The 23,353-nt window shown below is 58.9% G+C and carries 23 protein-coding genes; 17 read left to right on the forward strand and 6 right to left on the reverse strand.

Annotated elements, in window-relative coordinates; translation table 11 throughout:
* Window positions 1-20: 20 nt before the first annotated feature.
* On the reverse strand, window positions 21-1,070 hold the full coding sequence (locus G7W63_RS09220; protein ID WP_166256521.1) for a histone deacetylase family protein: 1,050 nt from the start codon (window positions 1,068-1,070) through the stop codon (window positions 21-23).
* A 152-nt stretch (window positions 1,071-1,222) separates the two neighbouring features.
* Here G7W63_RS09220 and G7W63_RS09225 point away from each other — a divergent pair, with 152 nt between their 5' ends.
* The 6 genes from G7W63_RS09225 (at window position 1,223) to G7W63_RS09250 (ending at window position 7,419) form a co-directional block, all read left to right on the forward strand.
* Window positions 1,223-1,507 carry a hypothetical protein gene (locus tag G7W63_RS09225; protein ID WP_166256524.1) on the forward strand — a complete coding sequence of 95 codons (285 nt, stop codon included), beginning with the start codon at window positions 1,223-1,225 and terminating at the stop codon, window positions 1,505-1,507.
* Window positions 1,508-1,787: 280 nt separating this feature from the next.
* Window positions 1,788-3,296, forward strand: coding sequence for a CHASE2 domain-containing protein (locus tag G7W63_RS09230; RefSeq protein ID WP_166256527.1), 1,509 nt, complete (start codon window positions 1,788-1,790; stop codon window positions 3,294-3,296).
* Complete coding sequence (locus G7W63_RS09235; RefSeq protein ID WP_166256530.1) at window positions 3,211-3,567, forward strand: hypothetical protein; 357 nt, start codon at window positions 3,211-3,213, stop codon at window positions 3,565-3,567. The genes G7W63_RS09230 and G7W63_RS09235 overlap by 86 nt, the downstream gene beginning before the upstream one ends.
* Window positions 3,564-5,045, forward strand: coding sequence for a M48 family metalloprotease (locus G7W63_RS09240; RefSeq protein WP_166256533.1), 1,482 nt, complete (start codon window positions 3,564-3,566; stop codon window positions 5,043-5,045). The genes G7W63_RS09235 and G7W63_RS09240 overlap by 4 nt, the downstream gene beginning before the upstream one ends.
* 134 nt (window positions 5,046-5,179) lie before the next feature.
* A complete protein-coding gene (locus G7W63_RS09245; RefSeq protein ID WP_207308930.1) occupies window positions 5,180-6,292 on the forward strand; it encodes a histone deacetylase family protein in 1,113 nt (370 codons plus the stop codon).
* 161 nt (window positions 6,293-6,453) lie between these two features.
* Window positions 6,454-7,419 (forward strand): zinc-binding metallopeptidase family protein, encoded by a 966-nt coding sequence (locus G7W63_RS09250; RefSeq protein WP_166256539.1) that lies wholly within the window; start codon window positions 6,454-6,456, stop codon window positions 7,417-7,419.
* A gap of 94 nt (window positions 7,420-7,513) precedes the next feature.
* Here G7W63_RS09250 and G7W63_RS09255 read toward each other — a convergent pair whose 3' ends face one another.
* Window positions 7,514-9,616, reverse strand: a complete 2,103-nt coding sequence (locus G7W63_RS09255) for a 3-hydroxybutyrate oligomer hydrolase family protein (protein ID WP_166256542.1) — start codon at window positions 9,614-9,616, stop codon at window positions 7,514-7,516.
* A gap of 421 nt (window positions 9,617-10,037) precedes the next feature.
* Here G7W63_RS09255 and G7W63_RS09260 point away from each other — a divergent pair, with 421 nt between their 5' ends.
* From G7W63_RS09260 to G7W63_RS09290, 7 genes are all read left to right on the forward strand, one after another.
* Window positions 10,038-10,247, forward strand: a complete 210-nt coding sequence (locus G7W63_RS09260) for a hypothetical protein (RefSeq protein ID WP_166258251.1) — start codon at window positions 10,038-10,040, stop codon at window positions 10,245-10,247.
* 169 nt (window positions 10,248-10,416) lie between these two features.
* Entirely contained in the window at window positions 10,417-10,869 is a 453-nt protein-coding gene (locus tag G7W63_RS09265) for a DUF302 domain-containing protein (protein ID WP_166256545.1), read from the forward strand.
* A 78-nt stretch (window positions 10,870-10,947) separates the two neighbouring features.
* Entirely contained in the window at window positions 10,948-11,415 is a 468-nt protein-coding gene (locus G7W63_RS09270) for a two pore domain potassium channel family protein (RefSeq protein WP_166256548.1), read from the forward strand.
* Window positions 11,416-11,531: 116 nt separating this feature from the next.
* On the forward strand, window positions 11,532-12,050 hold the full coding sequence (locus G7W63_RS09275) for a TIGR00645 family protein (RefSeq protein WP_166256551.1): 519 nt from the start codon (window positions 11,532-11,534) through the stop codon (window positions 12,048-12,050).
* Between the two features lie 250 nt (window positions 12,051-12,300).
* Window positions 12,301-12,762, forward strand: coding sequence for a methyltransferase family protein (locus G7W63_RS09280; protein WP_166256554.1), 462 nt, complete (start codon window positions 12,301-12,303; stop codon window positions 12,760-12,762).
* A 130-nt stretch (window positions 12,763-12,892) separates the two neighbouring features.
* Entirely contained in the window at window positions 12,893-13,477 is a 585-nt protein-coding gene (locus G7W63_RS09285; protein ID WP_166256557.1) for a DUF421 domain-containing protein, read from the forward strand.
* Window positions 13,456-14,718, forward strand: coding sequence for an FAD-dependent oxidoreductase (locus G7W63_RS09290; protein ID WP_166256560.1), 1,263 nt, complete (start codon window positions 13,456-13,458; stop codon window positions 14,716-14,718). Before G7W63_RS09285 ends, G7W63_RS09290 begins: the two co-directional genes overlap by 22 nt.
* On the opposite strand, the gene metE is transcribed toward G7W63_RS09290, so the two are convergent.
* Entirely contained in the window at window positions 14,689-16,998 is a 2,310-nt protein-coding gene (gene metE / locus G7W63_RS09295) for a 5-methyltetrahydropteroyltriglutamate--homocysteine S-methyltransferase (RefSeq protein ID WP_166256563.1), read from the reverse strand. The two genes, G7W63_RS09290 and metE, sit on opposite strands and share 30 nt — an antisense overlap.
* 149 nt (window positions 16,999-17,147) lie before the next feature.
* On the opposite strand from metE, the gene G7W63_RS09300 reads away from it, so the two are divergent.
* On the forward strand, window positions 17,148-18,074 hold the full coding sequence (locus tag G7W63_RS09300) for a LysR substrate-binding domain-containing protein (RefSeq protein WP_166256566.1): 927 nt from the start codon (window positions 17,148-17,150) through the stop codon (window positions 18,072-18,074).
* On the opposite strand, the gene G7W63_RS09305 is transcribed toward G7W63_RS09300, so the two are convergent.
* Both G7W63_RS09305 and G7W63_RS09310 read right to left on the reverse strand, forming a co-directional pair.
* The gene (locus G7W63_RS09305; RefSeq protein WP_166256569.1) at window positions 18,075-18,698 is read right to left on the reverse strand and encodes a hypothetical protein; all 624 of its coding nucleotides are present in this window, start codon (window positions 18,696-18,698) and stop codon (window positions 18,075-18,077) included. It lies immediately after the preceding gene.
* Between the two features lie 62 nt (window positions 18,699-18,760).
* Window positions 18,761-20,113, reverse strand: a complete 1,353-nt coding sequence (locus tag G7W63_RS09310) for a hypothetical protein (protein ID WP_166256570.1) — start codon at window positions 20,111-20,113, stop codon at window positions 18,761-18,763.
* Between the two features lie 273 nt (window positions 20,114-20,386).
* Between G7W63_RS09310 and G7W63_RS09315 the strand changes: the two genes are divergently transcribed.
* From G7W63_RS09315 to G7W63_RS09325, 3 genes are read left to right on the forward strand one after another with little or no spacing between them, the layout of a single operon-like run.
* Window positions 20,387-20,611, forward strand: coding sequence for an acetyltransferase (locus G7W63_RS09315; RefSeq protein ID WP_166256571.1), 225 nt, complete (start codon window positions 20,387-20,389; stop codon window positions 20,609-20,611).
* Window positions 20,608-20,898: a YkgJ family cysteine cluster protein gene (locus tag G7W63_RS09320; protein WP_166256573.1), complete on the forward strand. Its 291-nt coding sequence runs from the start codon at window positions 20,608-20,610 to the stop codon at window positions 20,896-20,898. The genes G7W63_RS09315 and G7W63_RS09320 overlap by 4 nt, the downstream gene beginning before the upstream one ends.
* Window positions 20,899-20,934: 36 nt before the next feature.
* Window positions 20,935-21,429: a sll1863 family stress response protein gene (locus G7W63_RS09325; RefSeq protein ID WP_166256575.1), complete on the forward strand. Its 495-nt coding sequence runs from the start codon at window positions 20,935-20,937 to the stop codon at window positions 21,427-21,429.
* A gap of 162 nt (window positions 21,430-21,591) precedes the next feature.
* Here G7W63_RS09325 and G7W63_RS09330 read toward each other — a convergent pair whose 3' ends face one another.
* Window positions 21,592-23,271 (reverse strand): AMP-binding protein, encoded by a 1,680-nt coding sequence (locus G7W63_RS09330; protein ID WP_166256577.1) that lies wholly within the window; start codon window positions 23,269-23,271, stop codon window positions 21,592-21,594.
* Window positions 23,272-23,353 lie beyond the last annotated feature (82 nt).

The raw sequence follows: 23,353 nt of genomic DNA on the forward strand, positions 1-23,353 counted from the left end.
TTCTGCCCGTCCCCAGAAGTTCATGCCCGCCCGGTCTGAAGCCGGGCGCGCTCGAAACCTCTCAGCACATTCACCACATTCACCCCGATGGCGTCCACGTCATAACCCCCCTCCATGGTAAACAGAGCAGGCAGGTTCAGCTTGCCCAGCCTTTCCCCCATCAGCAGGTAGTCCGCTGAGGTCAGCTTGAAGAACGAAATCGGGTCATCTTCGAAGGTGTCGACGCCCAGGGCGACTACGAGGGCGTCTGGCTGGAACTCCGTCAGCCGGGAACAGGCTTTTTCCAGACCCTGCCGCCATACGCTGAAGGGCGTCCCGGGTGGGTAGACCATGTTGAGGTTAAATCCCGCGCCGGTGCCTTCACCGGTTTCATCCTCAAATCCAAGGAAGTGGGGAAATACCAGGTCAGGATTACCGTGCAGGCTGATGGTCAGAACATCGTTGCGGTGATAGAAGATACTCTGGGTACCGTTGCCGTGATGGAAATCCAGATCCAGAACCGCCACCCGGCTGGCACCCTTGTCCAGGAAGGCCTGCGCGGAAATAGCGGCGTTGTTGAAGAAGCAGTAGCCCCCGAACAGGTCGGCATGGGCGTGGTGCCCGGGGGGACGACAAAGGGCAAAGGCCGCTGCTTCGCCGTCTGCAACCAGGGCCTGGGCGGTCAATGCCACATTGACAGAGGCACAGGCGGCGTCCCAGGTGCCCTCGGTGATAGAGGTTTCGGCGGCAAAGCTGTAATAGCCCAGGCGGCCATCGATATCTTTCGGTACCCGCTGGCGCATACCTCGCCCGGGCCAGACTGCAGGGATGGCTTCACCGGGCTTGCCTTCGGCGGCCCAGTCAGTCCAGCAGGACCGGAGGAAGGCAACATAATCCGCAGTGTGCACACGCATGACCGGCTCGAGGCCAAAATCCCGGGGTGACACGACTTCCCCGAGTTCGTCCTGTACCACCCATTTCAGAATCGTTTCAGCCCGTGACGGTTTTTCGTGGGGCTCGGTCAGAACACCACCCTCCAGCTCGGTGGCGGCGTTACGACGGTGGTGCAGGGGTGAAAACACGGTCTTCATGGTTACGTGGACCTTTTCAAGGGGAGGCTCCATCGGCAGCCTATCGGTGCCTGCTCGTCGAAATCCAGCTTCACTTGAATCTGCAGGCAAAATCATCTGTACTGGGCGTTTCGGGTGGTTGGCATAAGGAAAATGACAAGGAGGACACCACCATGAAAGCAGCTTTTATTCTGGCCGCTGCGGCCCTGGTTGCAAGCCCGCTTATATTCGCGGAAGTAAAGACCACATGTGAAGAGTATGTGAAGGAACTTGAGAACGTTAAGCCCTCCAAGCTTGAAGAACCTGCCAGAAGTCAGGTCAAGGAACACATCGAAAAAGCCCGGGATGCCCACAAGTCCGGCAATACCCAGGCATGTACGGTCAACGCCACCAAAGCCCTGCAAAAGCTGCGGGCTCCCGGGCAGAGGGAATCCGACGACAATCAGACAGCCCAGTAGCCCATAGAGCATAGTGGGACTGACATGTGCGAGCCCTGCTTCCACGAACCGGCTTAGACCAACTCGGCATCTCGGAAAAGGTCGAGTTTTAATGCCTCTGCTCAAATAGCGTCGACATTCTTTACATTTTTAAAATAAACTGTACTAGAGCCTCTCCCTAACACCTCAAAATCTGGTTAAACTTTAACCATAGGCTTGAATGTTGCCTTAAGTTAATTCCTGTGTCGATGCTCGCTTCCGCAGTGCGGGCTGTTGGGTTGATCCCAACAGGGAGGCTCGAGTGCAAAGCGCGATCACGAGCAAATCGTTTTTTGGAACTCTGCGGCGGCACTGGCTGATCCTGGTCGTGGGCTATGTGCTTGCGCTGGTGGACCCGTTCGGTATCAGTTCCACCACCAGCAAGGCCATTACAGGGGCCTTTGATCGCCTGTTCTCTCCATTCTATTCGGCTTCTCTCGCTGCCGGCGGAGACTCGGGTTCCGCCAACCTTGTTGACGTTATTCTCATTGACGACCCGTCCATACGCGCCCTGTCTGACGAAAACAATGGCTACCTGAGAGCCAATGACTGGCCCCTGGCTTACAGTGATCACGGCGTTTTGATTGATGCGCTAAGGCGTCGTGGCTATGGCACGGTGATTCTCGACATCACCTTTTATCGGGCCCGTAACCTGGACCCCAGCTTTGCCAATCTGGTCACCCGCATGGAGCACTTTCGCAATAACGCTGAAATGGCCGTCATTCTTAGTTCCGGAGATGACCCGGCTGAGCTTGAATCCTCCATAGAACCCCTTGTGAATGCTGCGTCGGGACTGGGTATGACCGGCTGGGTGGGCTACGGTGAGCATTATCCGCTAAGCATCCACATGGAAGGTGTGGAAGTTTTGACTCTCGCTGCTGCAGCCTACCAGGCTTACTGCCAGGTCACCGGCTGGCAGGGGTGTGATGACCTCTCCAAAGCAGATAGCACCTGGCTGGTACCCGAACCCGGGGGCATGCATATGAGCTGGGGCATGCCTGCGCGTTCTATGACGCCATCGCTGAACTGTGTCGGGCCTGAGGCAGGTTCTTCCTGGAGTGAGCTGTTTCATATCAGCAGGCGAAGTCTATTTGGGGCCGAGGACGTCAGTTCCCGACACTCCCAAGTCTGCCCGCCACTTCCAACCGCAACCCTCAGTGATGTGTTCTGCTCGGGTCCAGACTGCTACCCATTCATTCAGCAAGGCCAGACTGAAAAGAGGATAGCCATGGTTGGCGTCTCCCTCCCGTCGGTCAGAGACCTGTTTGATCCCCCCGGCCCAGGCCAATTGCCAGGTGTGTATCTGCATGCCGAAGCCCTGCGAAATCTTCTGCATTACGGCTCGAATTACTTCCAGCCCGTTGGACTCCAGCCGAGCCTCAGTATGTTCGGCTTGCCTAACTGGCCTGTACCGGTTGATTTGCTGTTGGCCTGGCCGTTGCTGCTTTGGGGCGTTGTCGCGTTGTCGCGCAAGCTTCTTTACTGGCGGCATAAAAACCAGAGACGTGCGCACTGGCCGGAGCTGGCTATGGAGGTCGTTGAAGTGGCCCTGGTGCTGATAGCACTGTGTCTCATATATCTGCTGGCGCTGTCTTTTCAGCGGACCCCGGGGTTCCTGGCGGACCTGATCGCCTTCACACCCTTGCTGTTGATCGCCATCCGAAACGAACGAAAGGAGATGAATAATGAGAGTCTACCACTGGATTTTTCTGCTTTTGCTCCAGAGCAGCCTGGCCTGGGCAGAGGCCCAGTACATCGAAAAGTTCCATGATCAGGACCACGCCTTTGTCGTAGGCCCTGACGGTGCGTTTGTTCCTGTCCGGGAGCTGGGATTGGTGCCGCCTTTCGAAATCGTTGGCCGGGAGAACGGTCAATACCTGTTCGAAGGGCCAGAAGGGCAGCACTATCGAGTCTACGTCCCTGAAGTGGTTACCAGCGATTCCAGGGAACTTACCGTTTCATGTGATCGTTCGTCGGCGGTCTTTGCTAATGATTACCGCATAGCGAGTGCCCGCGGTGTAGGCGGGGGGTGTGAGCAATGAACGCTTGCCAAGCTGTCTTTTCGGTGGTCTGCGCCTCTGTGCTGCTGATCGGGTGCGGTTCGTCCCCGTATCAGTCCGAAAAATGGGTGACAGATACCGAGTTGCGGCAAAAGCACCTGGACGAACTCCTATCAACAGCTGCCGCGCATGAGCCCAGCAGCCTTGACCCAGCGAAGGACCTGGTTCTGTTGCGTAGTGATAGTGTGGCACCTCTGGCCGCTGTGTCAGTGACTGGTGAGCTTCAGTCAATTGCAGACGAATTGTCGAACAGCTGGATGGGAAAACCGTGCAACTGTCAGGTAAGAGTGGGACCCCAGTTCGGCTTTGGTGGTTTCACTTACCCAAACGGAACCATTGTGATCCAGGCTGGCACCCTTGAGCACCTTGATACCCAGGATGAGCTTGCTGCGCTTCTGGCCCATGAACTTGCCCATTTATGGCTGGATCACCATGACAAGAACGAGCTTCAATCCGCTGCAAAAGGCGTGGCCGACTTTGCCCAGGCCGTTGCCATGTTAGGTAACGATGCCAAGGCCCGGGAAACGACGCTCAGAATGGGTGGCTCAACCGATGCCCTGGTAGCTGCGGCAGGCTTTACGCAATGGAACCGTACCCAGGAGACAGAAGCGGATTTACTGGCAGCGAAAATACTGGAGAAGTCCCGTTACAGTCCGATGGCTATGATTGCGCTTCTCACCAAACTGAACAAAGGTCAGGGAGAGGCGTCGGTTGATGCCAGCGCTTACGATGAAATGGCCAAGGCGACCGCGAAAAAGCTCAAGAAAGAAGACACAGAAATAAGCGACAATCAGGTCCAGAAATGGCTGAGTACGGTTTCCAGTGATCTGGCCGGGGGAGACTATCTTTCTCCCCAGGAACGGCGCCAGATTGTGCGCGCGGTGATCTATGGTCTAGAGGGCGCCACTCTGGCCCGATCCTTCTCGTCGCTTGAACTCGATCTGGACGAGTTGAGCCCGGTGATAACATTGAAGTCTATTCATGAACTTGAGTCGACGCCGACCTCGTACCAGGCGTTGATTGACAGGGCGCTGGCCAGTGAGCCCGAAAATCTCCATCTGCTACTGATTAGTTTCCGCGGGCTGATAGTTCGTGGCGCACACCCGCAGGCGACAAAACTGGCTGAGGCTTTTATACGTCGACCCGATACAACGTTCAGCGCGCTGAGCGCAGCGACCCAGTATCTGGATCAGTATAATGTGTTGGCTGCCGAACAGCGCAAGATGCTGATGCATATGGCGGTGGCGAAGCTGGTTGAGCTGGATCTTCCTGATGCCTACGCTGCCGACAAGTATTATCTGTCGACGCGTTACGAAGTGCCCGTTCATGGCGTACTGAATGAGAAACTTTGTATAGCCCGCACAGGCAAGGTAAAGGTTCGCGAGCGGTGTGAGCTGGCTAAAAAGGCATTGGAAGCCGACAGTAGTTTCTACCAGGCACTTGCCCGGGCTGGGCTATAAATATGAGGTCGCCGAATCCCGCTCAACCGTGACCGCGTTGTGATTTACTCCGATAAGACTATGATTGTTTGGGAGCCCGGCAAATTTTTAGAGCCGGAGCCTGCCGTATTGTCGGCCTCATGGAGGACATAGCCTTGGCACAGCAACGGGACGTCACCGTCTTTTATGATGAACGGGTACTTGCCCACCACCCGGATACCAATGAAGAGTTTCTGCCCGGGCGACTGGACAAGCGGGTTCGCTCCATTCTTTCGGGGCTCACCGTGCAATGGAAGTACCCCGAACACCCCGGCCGGATTACCGCCATCATGGAGCTGCTCGCCCGGGAACCCATTCCCGGCGTGCGGATTGAACCCGGCAAGGCCGCCACCAGAGAGCAGCTGGGCCGGGTCCATGCCACCTCTTTCCTTGAGCATATTTTTTCCCTGCGCAACGAAAGCGCCTGGCTCGATATGGATACAACGGCGGTATCCCCCGGCAGCATTGAAGCGGCTGAAGTCGCTGCGGGCACCGCGATCGCGGCGGTTGAAGCGGTGGTAGAAGGCCGCACTGGCAGCGCCTTTGCAGTGGTCAGACCGCCGGGCCATCATGCCGAGCCCGTGCGGGCACGGGGCTTCTGCCTGTTCAATAACGTGGCTGTGGCCGCAGCCCATGCCCAGACGGTCCTGGGCTGCGAGCGGGTGCTGATCGTTGATTGGGACGCCCACCATGGCAACGGCACCCAGGACATTTTCTGGGCCGACCCGGACACCATGTTTTTCGACATGCACCGGGCCTCCCCGTTCTACCCCGGGAGCGGCAGTCTTATAGATGTTGGGGCAGGCCTGGGAGAAGGGGCGACCATCAACGTTCCGATGCCCGGCGGCGCGGGCGACGTGGCCTACTTGAAAGCTCTGCGCGAAATCCTGGTGCCCGCGGCGGACTATTTCAAGCCGGACCTGGTGCTGGTATCTGCCGGCTTCGATGCCCACTGGCTGGACATGGCACTCAATGTGTCCTACGAAGGCTTCGCGGCCATGACCGGCGTTGTCCAGCAGATCGCCGACAAGCACTGCAAGGGCCGTCTGGCCATGGTGCTGGAAGGCGGTTACAACACCGAGTCCCTGTCCCGCGGGGTACATGCTGTGCTGGAGGTAATGGCCGGTGGCGGGCTCACGGAACCCCAGGCGTGCGGTATTGCTGAGGTTGATACCGCGATCGAGTTCCACAAAGGCGCCTTTGCGGCGGACAATCCAGCGGATGAGTGAGCCTCGTAACTGAACTTTAATGCAGCCTCAGCAGCCCTGAGGCTCGTAACTTCCATCTGGCCGGCGTAGGGTAGTCAATAGAGCCGCAGTACCCTCTTCTTAAAAATTTACATCCGTGTACCAGATTTTCTGGCCCTGAATAATTCCAGGAGTAACCTCTAATGCGAGTTTTTGCCAATCCTGTGGGTTCCGGTCAGCTTTGGTTCGATAACCTCGCCACCGCCGGCGGCACACCGGTGGCCTACGATCCCCAGGCACGGGCTTTTTTACCCATGCCGCCTTTCTGTGCCAACCGGGAGGTAATCGGTTGCAACTGGATCGCCCCGGAGCAGGGCGCTTTCTGCCGTTCCTGCGCGATGACCGCGCTGGCACCGGATCCCTCGATCCCTGATGCCATGACGAACTGGGCAAAAACCGAAATGGCCAAACGCTGGGCCCTGGACAACCTTGGGCGGTGGCACTGGTTCCGGCCTGAGGACCCGGGTGCGCGTCCGGTATTCCATCTTCTGGCGGAAGGTCCGACCCCGGTGCCCATGGGCCACGCCCAGGGTGTGGTGACCATTAGCGTGGCTGAGGCCGATCCGGTTTTGAGCACGACCCGCAGGCAGGCACTGGACGAGCCCTACCGCACCATGATCGGCCATATGCGGCATGAAATCGCTCATATGCTCTGGTGGCGGCTGAGCCTGCGGGAGGATTTTCTGGATGCTTTCCGGGCCATGTTCGGCGACGAAAGGATCAGTTACCCCGGTGCCCTCCAGCACCACTACGAGAACGGTCCCCCCAGCAACTGGAAGCAGTATTACCTGACCAGCTACGCTTCGGCCCATCCCCATGAGGACTGGGCTGAAACCGCCGCTCACCTGCTGCATCTGACCGACATCGCCGACAGCTTCGTGGCCACCGGCCTCGGCTCGCCCCAGTTGCCGGAGCCGGGCTGGGACCCCTACACGGAACCGGATGCCATGCGGCTGATTCAGGCCGCAGCTTCCATAACGGTGGGAATCAACCACGTTAACCGCTCCATGGGGTTATCGGATCTTTACCCCTTTGTGCTGTCGGACTTTGCCCGCGGCAAACTGGCGTTTGTCCATGACTGGCTGCGCCGGGGAGCTCAGGGACTCTAGGGCTCTGCTAAAAAGGGCTGCAAAAAAGACCCGGCGCCTGGGCCGGGTAAGGTATGTGACAAGGCCAGGGCTGGCGGGCAGCCCAAACTGGTAATCAGTCCGGTATGCGGACCTGGTTATTCTCAAACAGGATCTGATCTTCAACTGCTGGGACGGCACTGATATCCGGGATATTGGCCGCCGTCAGCGCCGGTGCTCCCGCGCCCCGAGGCGTTGTGCGAACCACCTGACTTGGTGGCAGCTCCGTGCCATTGCGCAGGTTGTCATAGACCAGGTCCAGGGCCTGGAAGAAATAGTGATGCAGCGGCACGAAGCGCTCGTTGTATCCGGCCAGGCCGTTGAGTGTGTCCAGATGGTGGGCATTGAGCACTTCATAGTAATGCAGGCTGCTGCGCTTGCCCTCCACCGTTTGGTTCAGGCCGAAGTAGGGCCGGGAGGTGTGGTTTATGGGCAGGATGGCGTCGCTTCGCCCGGTCACAAAGACTGTCGGCTTGCGGTTCAGATCACCATTGGCTCTTATCTCTTCAATGCCCTGCGCGACCCGATCGGCCTTTTCCGCAGCCTCGGAGTCCAGCGGTTCTCCGGTCACCGCATCGCTACCCTGGGCCAGTGACCGCAGGCAAAGCAGGGCGTCCAGGCCGTAATCCTGCAGGCCGCTGGAGGGCGACACGCTTACCGCCAGGTTGGTGGCGACGCCGGAGGCCTCGTCGTAAATGAGATTGACGCCCCCGGTGGGCGGAATGCCGTTACTGGTGGCGAACAGCGCCGCTTCCTGGGTCTCGGGCAGAGGCGCCACTTCACCGCCAGCGCCGCTGGCTGCCAGGCTGAGCCCGCAAACCCGGTCTTCCACCCCGAATTCGCCATAGGCATTGGCGTAAGTCATGCTGATGCTCTGGGCCACAGCCAGACCAAAATGGGTCGGCGCGATCAGGTTCTGTTCCGGCTGCACACCGAACTCCTCGTTCAGTATGCGCTGGGCGTCGGCCGCCCGGGCATCAAGATCCGCCCCGTTGACCAGCCCTTTGACCGCCAGAGCGTCGCAGGCATTCTCGTTAACGGCCTGATTGTTGAAGAAATCATTGAAGAACAGCACACCGCGCACATCCGGGGCCCGGTTGGCGCAGCCCTGGTAGACTGCCAGCGCGGTGGTGTAGTCCAGCAGGCTACGGCTGTGTTCGGTGATGACCGGTCCGTCGCCCTGACGGATGGTGAAACTGGTGTCGACCACCGGATTCACATTGGGCTCGGACACGGCCACGCCATCGATCAGGTGGCGCTTGTCCTGCTCGGCTGCCCGAACCGAGGCACCACCACCATTGGAGACACTGGACGCTATAACCAGAGTATTGGCTGGCAGTATGGGGAAGGCCCGGCCCTTGCCCTTGCGCTGCTCGGCAAAATGGCGGTTCAGGATATAGAAACCGAACTCGATGGATTGCAGCACATGCTCGCCCCAATCCGCTTCCGGATTAGCGCGGGAGTGAGCGTGCTTGAACGCAAAGCGGTCGGGAAACTGGCCGGTGAAGGCAGCCCGCTCCGCCTCGCTCAGGTCGGCCCGAAACTGCACGGCAGCGTTCGGGTCATCGGTCAGGCGGCCGTCGATAAGCTGGGCCGTATTGGTTTCGAGGTTGTTGGAGCCGGTGCCGGTCCCTTTATCAGTATAGACTACCGCGCAGCCTTTCTTGAGGCCCCATTCGCCGGCGGTGCCAATAGCACCATAGACCCCTCGGGAGCCCGAGGAAGGTGCCGTGACCATGCAGGCATTCTCGCGGTCAAAGGCATCGGGTATCTGGACCATAACCGTCACAGGCAGGTTGTTGGGGCCAGCCTTCACAAAGGCCAGATATTCATCGCCTGGCACCAGGCCACCCGGTTGGCCCGCATTTACCTGGGGCCCGAAGAAAGTACCGTAGCCGCCGCCGGGCGCAGTATCCACCAGAGCGCGGTAGTTATTGTAAATGGTGAGAGTGCGTAGCTCCTCGGCTGTGGGGTTCAGGGCGTCAGCAAAGGCGGGCGCTGTGGCACTGGCCAGGCCACTGGCTCCGAGGCCTGCAGTAAGCAGGTCATTGTTATCCGCATAGCGGGCGTGATGGATCTCGCCGTCCACAAACGCCGGTGGGGGTAATTCCTTGCACGCAGTGAGGGTGAGGGCAAACAGCGCGCCCGTCGATGCCACGAGTGTAGCTCGAATCGTCATGTTGGCTTCCTTCCGGTCATTGTTATTGTTTGTCGCAGGGTCCGTCTGCCAGCCTGGAGCCGATCTTTACGGCGCCTGCGAACTTTGCCATGCGGCTCTTGTGCCAACTCGTAAAATATAATTAAATCAAGAGGTTTAAAAAATTCAGGCTAAAGGCTGTCTGGATCTATCCAGAATTCCGGACATTCGGGACAGAAGAGCCGTGTTTTAGAGGGGTACTATTACCGGGAACGCAGGCCATCAGAGGGCGCTAACGAATCTGTGCGAAAATCAGGACACTGTAAACAGTTCCGGACAGTTCCCAGGGGGCAGGGCGACAGAGGCCTTACCAGGCGAATGCAGAAGAAATTAGCGGGTAGCTGATAAGGGCGAGGACGTGGAAAAGACAGGAGAAAACCTGAGCCAGCAGGAATTCGAGACCATGCTGGAAACCATCCCGGATGTCCGTGACGGGCTCACCCGCACGGAACGCATCATTCTTTATGTGCTCGACCAGAGCCAGCGCGAACTCAACGGTCGCAATGTACCGACGGTAATGCTCTACGGACGTGTGCTTGAGTACGTCAACCTGAGCGAGACCGAACTCCATGTCTATCTTGACCGGCTAGGGGTGAAGGGCGATGGCCGCTGAGTCCGGGCCAGGGCTACTGGTCCAGGCTCAATAAGCTCCGATGAGCACCAGACCCCGACCGATCCGGGGGTAGTCTGACGTCTTTCGAGTCAAAGTCTGCTTAATAGTGCTAGGTTTAGCAGGTAGTGTCGCCTTGAGGCGATCATCACTCTACGCAAGGGGAATGCTGATGAAGCCGATACGACTCATCGTGGTGGCTGTGCTGTCTACCTTTCTGTCGTTTGCACAGGCGGCAGAAGGCCTGGTCACAGTGAAAAGTCCTCACAGCGTGAAGGCAACCATGGATAAGCTGGAGATGCAGGCGGAGGAGCGCGGCCTGAACGTATTCGCCCGTATCGACCATGCCGCCGGAGCGGCCAAGGTGGGCAGCGAACTGCGCCCCACGGAGGTTCTGATCTTTGGCAATCCGAAAGGCGGCACGCCTCTGATGGAGTGCGAGCAGACAGTGGGCATCGACCTGCCCCTGAAGGCCCTGGTGTGGGAGGATGCCGAAGGTCAGGTCTGGCTTGGCTACAACGACCCGCGCTTCCTTGCCGAACGGCACAACGTAAAGGACTGCCCGGCGTTCGATAAGGTAGCGGACGCCCTTAAAGGCCTGGCCGAGCATGTGACTGCCCATTGAGGCGGGGCGTCGATACGGAGGTTCAAACATAGGCGGCATACGGCGCTGCTGATGCCCGGTCCCTGACAGGTTTACATCATGCTGACTGAATCGAAGGTGGTAGTCACAGTCGCAACCGTACTGGTGGTGGCGGCGGTGATTGTCTTTCACTATGAGGTGATCCGGTTGCTCGACCTTTGGTGCCGGCACAGACAGCATCGGCTTCAGGAAGAGTTCCGGACACGCCCCACCGTCCTGACCACGATGTTCGTGCTTCTGTTTGCACACGTAGCTGAGGTCTGGCTCTTCGGGGCCACCTTCTGGTTACTGCTAAGCCACGAGGACTATGGCGCGATCGCCGGCTATGCCCAGGTGAACCTGCTGGACAGCGTCTACTTTTCGGCCGCTAACTACAGCACCGCGGGTTGGGGCGATCTGGCGGCAACCGGGGATGTGCGGTTCCTGGCGGGCACCGAAGCGCTGGTGGGCTTCATGATGATCACCTGGTCGGCGTCTTTCAGCTACCTGATCATGGCCCGCACCTGGGGCTCTGATACCGAAGGATGAATTTTTTGGTGAACCGGCAGCGGGTTAGTACCTACTTGCGCAAAGCCTGAGTCAGGCTAACTATGCGCCGGTAGCACCCTTGGCGGTTATGTCGTTCTTGATCTGGGAGAGTGTAAGTGCGGTCTTTTGAAAAAACCCTGGAAGCGGGCATATTTGCCAGTCGCTGGCTGCTGGCCCCTTTCTTTGTCGGCCTTATTCTGGCCATTCTGGTCTTGCTGGCCAAGTTCATGAAAGAGCTGTTCGAGTTGATAACCAATGTCTGGACTGCAGGCGCCGGTGAATTCGATTCAGTGATTTCCATACTGACCCTGGTGGATACAGCGCTTATCGCCAGTCTTCTGCTTATTATCGTGTTCAGTGGTTATGAGAACTTTGTCTCCAAGATCGGCGTTGGCGTCCATGAAGACCGGCCGGCCTGGATGGGCAAGGTTGGCTTTGCCGATCTCAAGCTGAAACTGATTGGCGCCATCGTGGCTATATCCGCGGTTGAATTGCTCAAGGCGTTCCTGGTAAGCAGTCAATACACCAATGAACAGCTGGCCTGGAAAGTGGGCATCCATTTTACCTTTGTTCTGTCGGGTGTGTTCTTTGCCATCACAGACTGGATCTCCGAATCCCGCAAGCGTGACCACTGAGATACGGCGGCTGCGCTTCGCAGCACTCCTGGCACATATGCGAAAAAAATATGCGTTAAATGGAAAAACCCTCCCATCATGCGGGTGTTTTTCGGGCCAGACATTGCAAAAGCTTAACTTAGGTAATTGAACACGCCGCTGATTTGGCTATGATATTTATCAAATGCGACAGAAAAGTTGCTGAGAATGCGCTCATGTAATGGAAGCATTTCCTGTTGTCCAGCCAAACCCAGACCGGTAGACGTTCTCCATGAAGGCTCTCGAACTCAAAGTACCTCCTCTTCTGCTGGTTCTTCTGGTGGGCAGCCTGATGTGGGCTGCTTCTTTGCTTCTGGCGCAGCTGAACTTCGCCTTCAAGGCCAGACTGATTATCGCGGGCTGCCTGCTGATCAGTGGATTTGTGGTTATCCTGGCGGCGGTTGTAAGCTTCCGGCGGGCCAGCACTACGGTGAACCCGGTCGCGCCGGATCTGGCCTCCTCTATTGTCACCACCGGCATTTATCGTTATAGCCGCAACCCCATGTACCTCGGGTTTCTCCTAGTGCTGGCGGCCTGGGCCGTGATGTTGTCCCACATTCTTGCCTTTGTGCTTCTGCCCGCCTATGTGGTCTACATGAACCGCTACCAGATCCGCCCCGAAGAGCGGGCCCTGAAAAAGAAGTTCGGCCAGGCGTTCCTGAACTACAAGGCTTCAGTCCGGCGCTGGCTCTAAGGCTGCCAGCTTCAGGTTATTGATTCTTGCGCCAAGGGCATTCGCCTGCCTGTTGACCTGCCTCCGGTTTGGGCTGAGCCCGTCCTCCGTGACATGATAAGGGTCGGCAAGGACAGCAAAGGAGCTGCACATGGAACCTGTGTTTTTCGATGGCTGGAACAGTCTGATCCGTACCGTGATTGTCGGGTTCATGGCGTACTGGTTTCTGGTCGTTTTCCTGCGGATTTCCGGCAAGCGTACTCTGGCCAAAATGAACGCCTTCGATTGGGTGGTCACCGTGGCGTTGGGTTCGACCCTGGCGACCATCCTGCTGAGCAAGGACGTGGCCCTGGCCCAGGGCGCCCTGGCTCTGGCACTTCTTATTGCCATGCAGTTTGCGGTGACCTGGTCCAGCGTCCGCATACCCTGGCTCAGACGGGCGGTGACTGGCGACCCCACCCTGCTCCTGTATCAGGGTGCGCTGCTCCATGGCGCTTTGCGCAAGCAGCGCGTTTCTGTGAATGAGGTGCGGGCCGCCGTTCGCTCGTCGGGGCAGGCTTCCCTGGACCAGGTGGAAGCGGTGGTGCTTGAAACCGACGGGTCCTTCAGCGTGATCTCTGGCCAGACCGGGTCGCCGTCCGGTGCCTCCAGCCTGGAAGGCGTCGGTACCTCGGAAGCGGGTAACCTGGCGGACAAGCCCCATAAGGAGACAATATGCCCTACGCCATTGCAGTGATCGGCAGCGGCATGGCGGGTCTGGCGGCGGCCCATGGGTGCCGTCAGAATGGCCATACTGTCACCGTGTTTGAAGCCCAGGACAGCCACGGCATGGATGCCCACTCCATGAATGTTGACGGCGGTATCGTGGACGTTCCCCTCAGGGTCATGAGCTCGGCCTCATGGCCCAACATGCTGGCGCTGGCAAGGGACGTAGGGGTCGACACCTTCGATGTGAAGGTGGACATCTCGTGCAGTTGGCTTGACCAGGAAACCTGGCTGCGCAGTGGCCATCTGCCGGTACTCGACTGGCCATTCCTCGGCTCCTGGCGCTACCTGAACAAGCGCGCCCTGGTTATTGCCCAGGGCTTCTGGCAACTCGTCCGGGTCAAGCAGACTCTGCAGAGAACCCAAAGCCGGGCCACCCTGGATCAGGTTCTGGAGGAGTATCCGTTCGATCCGGTATTCTGGCGGGGCCTGGTGCTGCCCATTCTGACTACCATCTGTACCTGTGATGAAGAGCACCTGCTGGCCTGGCCTGCCATCCAGTTGCTGGAGATACTGGACAGCATTGCCCGCAGCTCATCCCTGCATCGCCTCAAAGGTGGCACGTCCGCCCTGGTTAACCGGCTCGCCGAAGACCTGCCGCTTTACGCCGGCAGTCCGGTCGCCCGGGTGGAGGAGCAGCCAGGGGGCGAGGCCATGGAAGTCTACAATGGGCGTGGCGAAGGCGGGGTTTTCGATCGCGTCATCGTTGCGACCCAGGCGAATCAGCTGGGATTCCTGGAAGACGAACGCTTTGCCCAGGAGCGTCAGATCCTGGGTAACATCCATTTTGACTCGGGCACCCTCTGGGTGCACCGGGATCAGCGGTTCATGCCCGGCAACAGACGGGACTGGACGGCCCTGAACTTCCAGATGGACAAGCAGTTGCAGAAGCCCATGTTCACGGTCTGGATGAACGAAGTGGAGCCCACCCTGACAGGTACGGCTCCCCTGTTCCAGACCTGGAACCCCCTGTTCGAACCGGATCCCGGGCAGGTGCTGGCCCGGGTGCCGTTGCAGCGCGCTGTGGTTCACTCGGGTACCCAGCGTGTCCATGAGCATCTCGAGCAGTGGCACAGCGAGCCCGGGCGCAAGGTCTTTTTCTGCGGTTCCTGGGCCCACGAAGGCGTGCCCCTGCTGGAATCAGCGGTGCGCTCTGCCAAGGCAGTGGTCGGGGCGATCGAGTCAGGGCGCGGCCACAAGCTCGCGAGCTAGCAGTTTACGTTGCTGGCGGGCGGCCTCCACCATGGCGGTCAGGGCCGTTTCAACCTGATCCCAGTTGCGGGTTTTCAGGCCACAGTCGGGGTTTACCCACACCTGCCCGGCAGGAAGGTGTAATAGGATCTGCCCCAGGCGTTTCTGCATCTCCTCCGCAGAGGGCACGAGGGGAGAGTGGATGTCATAGACCCCTGGCCCAACATCGGCAGAGTAACCCGCCTCATGTAGGTCTCTGACCAGAACCAGCTCACCCCGGGCCGCTTCGATGGTTATAACGTCGGCGTCAAGAGCCCTGATATTGGCCATGATGTCACCGAACTGGGAATAACACATGTGTGTGTGAATCTGGGTGCCGGAGCTGGCGCCTGAAGTGGCAAGCCTGAAGGCATCCACGGCCCAGGCCAGATAGGCTGGCCGGTCTGTCTTTCGCAGAGGCAGCAGTTCCCTGAGGGCGGGCTCATCCACCTGGACAATATCTATGCCCAGAGCCTCCAGGTCACGCACCTCGTCGCGCAGGCACAGGGCCAACTGGTCAGCAACCCGGGCTAGGGGCAGATCATCCCGCACAAAAGACCACGCAATGATGGTGACAGGACCGGTCAGCATGCCTTTCAAAGGCTTGGCTGTGGCCTTGCGGGCAATGGCCATCCAGTCCAGGGTCAGCCCTGTCCGGCGCTGGCAGTCGCCGAAGATGACCGGCGGCTTGACGCAGCGGGAACCATAACTCTGCACCCAGCCGAAACGGGTGGTTGCAAACCCTTCCAGACGGTCACCGAAGTACTCGACCATATCGTTGCGCTCGGGTTCGCCGTGGACCAGCACATCCAGTCCCAGGTCCTCCTGCAGGCGAACGGTTTTTTCGATGGCAGCGGCCATCCGGGCCTGATAGCCCGCCTCATCCAGGCTGCCTTGACGGAAGGCCTTGCGGGTTTCGCGAATGGCCTGATCCTGGGGAAAGGAGCCGATGGTGGTGGTCGGCAGCAAAGGCAGGTTCAGGGTCTGCTGCTGGATTTTCTTACGTGCCGCTGCATTTTGGCCGCGCCTGCGGTCCGCCTCCGTAACCTGGTCCTGGCGTTGCCTGACCCGGTCGTTACTGCGCCCGGGTAGCGACGCCAGAGCTGCGAGGGCGCTGGACGCGTCGTCAAGCTGCTGCGTGACCCTGGTGCTGTCCGGCTCATTGAGCGCTGCCTTGAGCAGCTCCAGTTCAGCCTGCTTCTCCTCCGCAAAAGCCAGGCCGCGATGAAGGGCCTCGGGAAGATGGGCTTCCCGGGCCGCACTGTAGGGTGCGTGCAGCAGGGAACAGCTGGTTGACAGCCAGAGCCGGTCCCCCAACCGTTCTTGAACCGGTCGGAGCCTTTCCAGCGCGGATTCAAGATCCGTGCGCCAGATATTGCGGCCATCGATAACCCCCAGGGACAGCTGCTTGTTGGGGCCGAGCCTGTCGAGTGCACCGACAAGCTGGTCCGGCGCCCGAACAACGTCAATATGGACCGCTGCAACCGGTAACTGGAAAGCGAGGCTCAGGTTTTCCCTCAAACCCTCGAAGTAAGTGGCCAGGAGGATGTCCAGCTGGCTTGCGGCTAGGCGGTTGTAAGCACGCTCGCAGGCAGCCCGCCAGTCAGCCGGCAAATCAACGCAAAGGGCAGGCTCGTCCAGTTGCAGCCACGTTATGCCGACATTGTTGAGTTGCTGACTGAGGCTGAGGTAGCACTGGAGCAGTGGTTCCAGAAGATCCAGACGCTGGAAACCTTCCTCTGTGTCGGCCTGACTGAGCCAGAGCAGGGTAATCGGGCCGATCAGGGTGACCTTCAATGGCTTGCCCAGGGCCTGGGCCTGGCTTACCTGCGCCAGTAAGGCGGTGGCGTCCAGCTCAGGCTGGGTGCCCTGGTCCAGTTCCGGCGCCAGATAATGGTAGTTGGTGTCGAACCATTTCAGCATCGGGCTGGGGCCCAGTTTGTGTTCGCCCCCCTGCCAGCCCCTCGCCAGGGCAAAGTACCGGTCAAGACCGGTGAGTCCAGGCGTGCCACGGAAGCGCTTCGGGATCAGGTTGAACATGAGGCTGTGGTCCAGCACCTGGTCATAAAGACTGAAGTCGCCCACGGTGATGAGGTCCAGGTCCCGTTCGGCCTGTTGCTGCCAGGCGCTTTGGCGCAGTTGTGCCGCCACGGCCTGAAGGCCGGTCTGATCGAGATCTCCGCGCCAGTGCTTTTCCAGCGCCCACTTCAATTCCCTGTCCGGCCCGATTCGTGGCAGTCCCAAGAGGTGTAACTTGGCCATGGCGTTTGCTCCCTGTGTGTCTTTTAGTAGCGCCTCAGCGCATTAATATCAGGAAGCCATTGTGGCGGGGTCTGTTCATGAGACAAAATCAATGTAATCACTTTAGTCATGAGTATTACTCATGTTAATTCAGCCGAACGGACAGCCCCATGCTTGAAATCAGACATCTGAAAACAGTGCAAGCTCTGGCAGAATGCGGAAGCCTGACCCGGGCCGCCGACAGCCTTCATGTCACGCAGTCAGCCCTGTCTCATCAGTTGCGGGACCTAGAAGGGTTTTTCGGCGTCACCATGTACCACCGCAAGAGTCGGCCTTTGCGCCTGACACCGGCAGGTCAGGCCCTGCTTGACCTGGCCCATAACCTTCTTCCCGAGGTCAGGGACGTGGAAAATACCCTGCTGAAACTCGGTCGTGGCAAGCAGGGCCGCCTGCGCATGGCGATCGAGTGCCACAGCTGCTACCTCTGGCTGATCCCTTCGGTGAACGCCTATCGCGCCCAGTGGAGTGATGTGGAACTGGACTTTATCGGGCATCTCAATTTCGAGCCCCTGCCGGCGCTTGCGCAGGGTGAGCTAGATCTGGTGGTGACGTCTGATCCGGTCGAAATGCCCGGACTGGTGTACGTGCCACTGTTTCGCTTCGAGATCCAGCTGGCTGTGGCACCACAGCACCCGCTGGCAGACTGTGCCCGGATTGAGCCCCACCAGCTGGCGGACCAGACCCTGTTGATCTATCCGGTGGCAGAACACCGGCTGGACATCTTCCGGCACTTCATGACGCCGGCCGGGGTGCGTCCCCAGGCCGTGCGTACCGCCGAAATGACCATGATGATCGCCCAGTTGGTGGCCAGCCAGCGCGGCGTTGCGGCCCTGCCCACCTGGGCCCTGCAGGAGTATGAAACCGCAGGTCTGCTCAAGGGGCGACCACTGGGCGAGGGTCTCTGGTCTGACCTGTATGCTGCGGTTAGAGTGGAGGACAGGGACCAGCCCTTCATGCAGGCATTTCTCGACACCGTGGCGCGGACATCATTCCAGGAGCTTACCAATATAAGGCGATTCGATGTTCATGCGGATTGATCAGAACCGTACTGCCAGGCCGACGCCGGCCTCGAACTGCAAGTAGCCATTGCTCTCGAAACGCAGGTTGCAGCCGCCGGAACAGAAGGCCGATCCGCCACTGTCGAGTACGGTATAGACTCCCCGGAGATCCAGCCTGAGCAACAGGTTGCGGTGCAGGGGCATCTTGTAGCCGGCGCCCAGGGAAATCGAGGCGCGGTGGTGGTCCTTGAAGCCGCTGGGCTCAGGTTCGAGCCGGGTCACACCCGCCACGCCCGAGACAAAGCCGCCGGTGGTTTGTCCGCCGGGAAAATACAGGCCGCCGAACTGGAGCTGGTAGATAACCAGCTCCACTGAAGAGGCAGCCGGGGCAAACAGCGCCTCGGATGAGGACACGCGGCTGTCCTGGCGGGCGAAATAGAGCTCTGCCTGCTTTCCGGCCTCGGCCAGATCAATGTTGAACAGCAGGCCAAAGCTTTCACCGTCGTCGAATTCCAGCTCGCTCCGGGAATCATTGTCCCGGGTCTCGACATCGATATCTCCACCGGCCCGAAAGCCGGCGAAGGGGGTAAGTTCGTACTCGGCCTGGGCCCCAAAGGGCGCCCAGGCCAGGGCGATGAAAAGCAGTGTCAGGGTTGTGCGCATTGCTGACCTTGGTAATGACTGGCTGCCTGCCATGATAACCCTGACTCTGCCTTGAGTGGGAACTACTCGTCGTGGGGAATGGGGTCCGGGCTTCGGTCCCAGCCTACCAGGGCGAGCGTGGCAAATATGCCGATCAGCAGGCCTATCCAGGGCTCGAAGAAGGCCAGGCAGGCGCCAATTAATACCACCGTGCCCCGCGACGTATTGTTCCTGGGGATTCCCATGGCGATATAGGCGCAGGCAAACCCGGTCAGGATCAGGGTCAGCGACAGCGCAATGCCCAGCAGCGGTTTGAGCCCGGTCATCAGCGGTAGCAGGAAGTAGATGAACGGCAGCCCCATCAGGTAATAGGAGGCCATGCCGCTGTGCAGACTGTTCATGGCTTTGGGCCCCAGCTTCCAGCGCTGGACCACGATGACATGGACGCCGGTCCAGACCGCGCCCTGGGTGGGGAAAAATGGCGCCACCAGGCCCATAATGGCGTTGCGGATCGCCAGGGAGAAGTGAGTCCGGTTCAGGTTGATGTCGATATGCTCGTCCTTGCGGGCCTGCAGGCCTTCGCGGAGGACTTCGTTGCCGGTGACCAGATCGCCGAACAGGATGATGTAGGCAATCAGCGCCAGCGGTATGCCCTGCAAAAACATCTCAACGGATGGCCAGCCGTTGACCAGGGGCGAAGCCTTGGCAAAGGCTACGTCAAGGGGCGGTACCAGGAATCCCCACTGGATGTCGTAGACCACTTCGCCTACCAGGGGCCCTACGATGGCCGCCGCCAGAAAGCCCGGCAGTAGCCCCAGGGAGCCCAGCATGCCGAAAAATCGGTTGCGGGTTTTCAGACTCTGCATGGGTATGGAAAAGGTGAAAACCAGACAGATGGTAACGGCGACTGTGGTAGCAATGGGCTGCTCCAGCAGGAAGCGGTCGGCGTCGTCGATGAAAACCCGCTTGAGGGCGGCTATGGCGGCACCTAGGATGATGCCCGCCTTGAGCGTATCAGGCAGCCAGATCACAAAACGTTGGCCAAGGCCGGTGACCCCCAGTATCAGCACCAGGAAGGCAAAGTCCAGGGTGAGCGCGGTCATCGCCTGGAACCGGAGCACCGGGTCGTCGTAGCCGCCGATCACGAAGGCAAGAATAAGCGGCAGGGCCGGGGTAATCCAGCCGCCGGCGTAGGGTTCGCCGAAAACAATCACCGCCGACGCAATCAGCGCCGCGTGAACCATGGACAGGGCAATTGCCTCTTCGAAACTGAGTCCGAAGAAACCGGTCATCACCGGTACCAGGGCCAGCCCGGTGGCAGCGGATACAAACAGACCCTGAAGCAGTTCCGACCAGCATAGGCGGGTGTGGTAGAAAGGCACACGGAAAGTGATGGGCCCCCATTTCCAGCCCGGCAGTTCTCTACGTTCGGACATCGTAAGCTCACTCTTGTTATTGGCTTTGACGCTGATACAACGGCCAGATCCGGCGGAATCCCTGGCCGCATTCCTGAGTCAGGTTGAGTATGGATAGGCTGCCCTATTACGGCGAATTAGTTTTGATGATGGTTGAGGATTATTGCGGCTTATAGTGGTCCCGGGGCGGTGTGAGCGGTGTATAACTGCTCTGTAACGGAATCAGGTGTTCCTGAGTTAACGGTAGCTTGGTAGGCTGTGTACAGCCACGCTTCACAGTTCAGGAGGACAAACATGTTGCTCGCAAAGAAAGCCACCGGCCATGTGATCGAAGTGCTGGATCAGCATGGGCTTTACGATCCCCTTGAGAAAACAGTTAAAGGTAGCCTTCACTATGGCGAGGAGGCCCAGGATCCTGAGCAGTTTCTTAAAGAAGATCTGGCCTTTCCGTCTGGCGAGCCTTTGCCCCAGTGCTGGATTGATCCGGACTATCGCCGCAGGGATCAGTCTGATCAATGATCATAAACGTAACGAACGTGTCGGAAGACGAGGTTTCCTGCGCCAACTGCCGGGCCTGCTGTTGTCGCCTCGAGGTCATGTTGATCACGGAGACCGGCGTGCCCGAAAGATTTACCGAGATTGAATCCCATGGCGTGACGGTCATGTCACGACTTGAGGACGGCTGGTGTGCAGCCCTGGATCGCAATACCATGCTGTGCTCCATCTACGAACGTCGGCCCTGGGTGTGTCGCGAATTCGAAATGGGATCTTATGAATGTCGCGTCGAGCGCGCGGACCACATGTAGTAGTGGCCCCATAGGGCCAAACAGAGGGAAGAAGCTATGAATAGGAAACTCATGACCATGGGCCGGGCATGGACGCTGGTTGCATTGGTTTGCGCCGCGCCCATTGCCAGCGCCGAGCCGAAAGAGGGGGGCGGAATGACCCTTGATGATCTGCAAGCCGACGTCAAGGAGCTCAGCCAGAAGCTTGAGGAATACAGTGCAGAGCAGCGCGAGCAGGCCGGTGAACGAATTAATCGCACACTGGAAGCGTTGGATGCGAGAATCGCTGAGCTGGACCGGAAAGTGGAGACCGAGTGGCAGGAAATGAGTGACATCACCCGTGCCGAGCTCAAGTCTACCCTGGCGACCTTGCGCCGGCAGCGTGCTGAGGTGGGGGACTGGTACGAGCGCATGCAGGCGAGCTCGACCTTCACCTGGGAATCGATGAAGGATGGCTTTGATGAAGCCTACCGTGAGTTTACTGAAGCCTGGCGGGAAGCCGAAGAAGAGTTCGATGGCAGTAAAGCGGATCCGGGCGACGGTGCTATCTGATAAGCGCCTCGTTTATCAGATAAACAACGTTATCTGCTGAACCTGACAGAAGACCAGGGGGAGGCCATGGGCCTGGCCGATAAAAAAGGGTTGCCCGTCATTGAGACAACCCTTCTCCTCGGTTCTCTTATTTTCCGCTAGTCCTGGTGTCGCGATTGAAGCCTATTCCCAGATAACCTTCTTGCCCTGGGCATACCAGCTGTCCATCTTGTCGGCGTATTGGTTTTCTATCACATTGCGTTTGATTTTCATGGTGGGCGTCAGCATGCCGTTTTCCATGGTCCAGGGTTCTCGGACCACCACCACAAACGCCAGTTTTTCATGGCCCTCGCTTCTGGCGTTGACGTCGTCGAGCTCTTCTGCCAGTTCCTTTTCCAGGGCTTCACGGTCTCCGCCTTTGTCCAGCTCTTCCCGGGCTTCATCGGACAGTAACACCAGAGCCGCCGGTTGGGGCTGGTTGGCCCCTACCACACAGATCACTTCCGCTTTGGGGTGGTTGAAGCGGTTTTCGATGGGGACCGGCACCACGTACTTGCCCTTGGTGGTTTTGAACAGGTCCTTGACGCGGCCGGTGATGCGGAGGAAGCCGTTTGAGTCCACTTCACCCATGTCCCCGGTCTTGAGGAAGCCGTCCTCTGTTACATCCTCGCGGGTTTTTTCTTCGTTCTTGTAGTAACCGAGCATCTGGCCGGGGCTCTTGACTTCGACTTCATCGCCTTCGCCGATGCGCTGCTCGACGCCGGGGTTGGGTACGCCGACTGTGCCCACCTTGGCCTGGCCCGGGCGATTACAGTGGGAGTAACCGAAGTTTTCAGACATGCCATAGACTTCAAGCAGTTCCAGCCCCAGGTTGCGATACCAGGCTATGATTTCAGGCGCCAATGGCGCAGCTCCGGTCAGGGCCGCCCGGCAGTGATCAAGGCCCAGCTGTTTGAGCACCTTCTTCTTGACGATCCTATTCAGGATCGGGATGTTGAACAGAATTTTCTGCTTCTTGGGCGGCAGCTTGTTATTGATAGCCAGGTAGAACTTCATCCAAAGGCGCGGCACCGAGAAGAACAGGGTGGGCCGCGCCCGCTGAAGATCTTCCTGGAAGGTATCGAGCGAAGTGGCGAAATACAGGTGGAAACCGTAGTAAAGCGACTGGGTCTCAACCGCTGCCCGCTCAGCCACATGGGCTAGGGGAAGGTACGACAGCATCCGCTCGTCGGGCCCGACCGGAAACAGTTGCTGTAGCCCGTCCGCTACCGAAATCATGGTCCGGAAGCTGTGCATGACGCCCTTGGGACGCCCGGTACTGCCTGAGGTATAGACGATGGTCGCCAGGTCATCCGGGTCTGGCATGCGGGGCTTGGCAGCCTCGGTCTTGGCGACGAGCTCGGCCCACTTAGGGGTATCGTCACGGGGCGACAGGGGCAGCGAGATGATGGGGAGATCAGAGGGTATGACACCCTTGATGTCGTTCCAGCCGTCAGCCTTGCCATCCATCTTGCCCAGGAACAGCAAGCGGGCTTCACTGTGCTCCAGCACGTAGGCGGCGGTTTCACCGTTAAGGGTGGGGTAAAGGGGAACCGAAACGTGTCCTGATGCCCAGATGGCGAGGTCCGACAGTATCCAGTGAGCGCTGTTCTTGCCCAGGATCGCAACATTGCTACGCTCCGGCAGGTCCAGGGAGCCGATGTGGGCTGCCATCCTGGACACCTGGTCAGCGGCCTGGCCCCAGGTGATTTCCTCGACCCGTCCGTCAGTAAACGGCTGGGTGAGGTAGACTTTATCCGGAGTATGCTTGGCCCAGTAGTACAGGCAGTGCAGTGAGGTTTTCTTTGCGGGATCGATCGACATTGAAAGTCGGCTCCTTTGTTGTTGTAGTCATGCCCTATTTTTAAGGGGTTAGCGTGGGAACTGCAATAGCATCTGGCTCCAA

It is taken from the genome of Marinobacter salicampi (assembly GCF_011074795.1).
In the GTDB taxonomy this organism is placed as follows: domain Bacteria; phylum Pseudomonadota; class Gammaproteobacteria; order Pseudomonadales; family Oleiphilaceae; genus Marinobacter; species Marinobacter salicampi.

Excerpts from the sequence above, each read along its gene's own strand:
- G7W63_RS09265 (WP_166256545.1), top strand. The coding sequence starts at position 10,417 with ATGAAGCCGATACGACTCATCGTGGTGGCTGTGCTGTCTACCTTTCTG.
- G7W63_RS09255 (WP_166256542.1), bottom strand. The coding sequence starts at position 9,616 with ATGACGATTCGAGCTACACTCGTGGCATCGACGGGCGCGCTGTTTGCC.
- G7W63_RS09240 (WP_166256533.1), top strand. The coding sequence starts at position 3,564 with ATGAACGCTTGCCAAGCTGTCTTTTCGGTGGTCTGCGCCTCTGTGCTG.
- G7W63_RS09235 (WP_166256530.1), top strand. The coding sequence starts at position 3,211 with ATGAGAGTCTACCACTGGATTTTTCTGCTTTTGCTCCAGAGCAGCCTG.
- G7W63_RS09220 (WP_166256521.1), bottom strand. The coding sequence starts at position 1,070 with ATGAAGACCGTGTTTTCACCCCTGCACCACCGTCGTAACGCCGCCACC.
- G7W63_RS09325 (WP_166256575.1), top strand. The coding sequence starts at position 20,935 with ATGAATAGGAAACTCATGACCATGGGCCGGGCATGGACGCTGGTTGCA.
- G7W63_RS09305 (WP_166256569.1), bottom strand. The coding sequence starts at position 18,698 with ATGCGCACAACCCTGACACTGCTTTTCATCGCCCTGGCCTGGGCGCCC.
- G7W63_RS09300 (WP_166256566.1), top strand. The coding sequence starts at position 17,148 with ATGCTTGAAATCAGACATCTGAAAACAGTGCAAGCTCTGGCAGAATGC.
- G7W63_RS09290 (WP_166256560.1), top strand. The coding sequence starts at position 13,456 with ATGCCCTACGCCATTGCAGTGATCGGCAGCGGCATGGCGGGTCTGGCG.
- G7W63_RS09315 (WP_166256571.1), top strand. The coding sequence starts at position 20,387 with ATGTTGCTCGCAAAGAAAGCCACCGGCCATGTGATCGAAGTGCTGGAT.
- G7W63_RS09250 (WP_166256539.1), top strand. The coding sequence starts at position 6,454 with ATGCGAGTTTTTGCCAATCCTGTGGGTTCCGGTCAGCTTTGGTTCGAT.
- G7W63_RS09310 (WP_166256570.1), bottom strand. The coding sequence starts at position 20,113 with ATGTCCGAACGTAGAGAACTGCCGGGCTGGAAATGGGGGCCCATCACT.
- G7W63_RS09260 (WP_166258251.1), top strand. The coding sequence starts at position 10,038 with ATGCTGGAAACCATCCCGGATGTCCGTGACGGGCTCACCCGCACGGAA.
- G7W63_RS09285 (WP_166256557.1), top strand. The coding sequence starts at position 12,893 with ATGGAACCTGTGTTTTTCGATGGCTGGAACAGTCTGATCCGTACCGTG.
- G7W63_RS09225 (WP_166256524.1), top strand. The coding sequence starts at position 1,223 with ATGAAAGCAGCTTTTATTCTGGCCGCTGCGGCCCTGGTTGCAAGCCCG.
- G7W63_RS09280 (WP_166256554.1), top strand. The coding sequence starts at position 12,301 with ATGAAGGCTCTCGAACTCAAAGTACCTCCTCTTCTGCTGGTTCTTCTG.
- metE (WP_166256563.1), bottom strand. The coding sequence starts at position 16,998 with ATGGCCAAGTTACACCTCTTGGGACTGCCACGAATCGGGCCGGACAGG.
- G7W63_RS09320 (WP_166256573.1), top strand. The coding sequence starts at position 20,608 with ATGATCATAAACGTAACGAACGTGTCGGAAGACGAGGTTTCCTGCGCC.
- G7W63_RS09270 (WP_166256548.1), top strand. The coding sequence starts at position 10,948 with ATGCTGACTGAATCGAAGGTGGTAGTCACAGTCGCAACCGTACTGGTG.
- G7W63_RS09330 (WP_166256577.1), bottom strand. The coding sequence starts at position 23,271 with ATGTCGATCGATCCCGCAAAGAAAACCTCACTGCACTGCCTGTACTAC.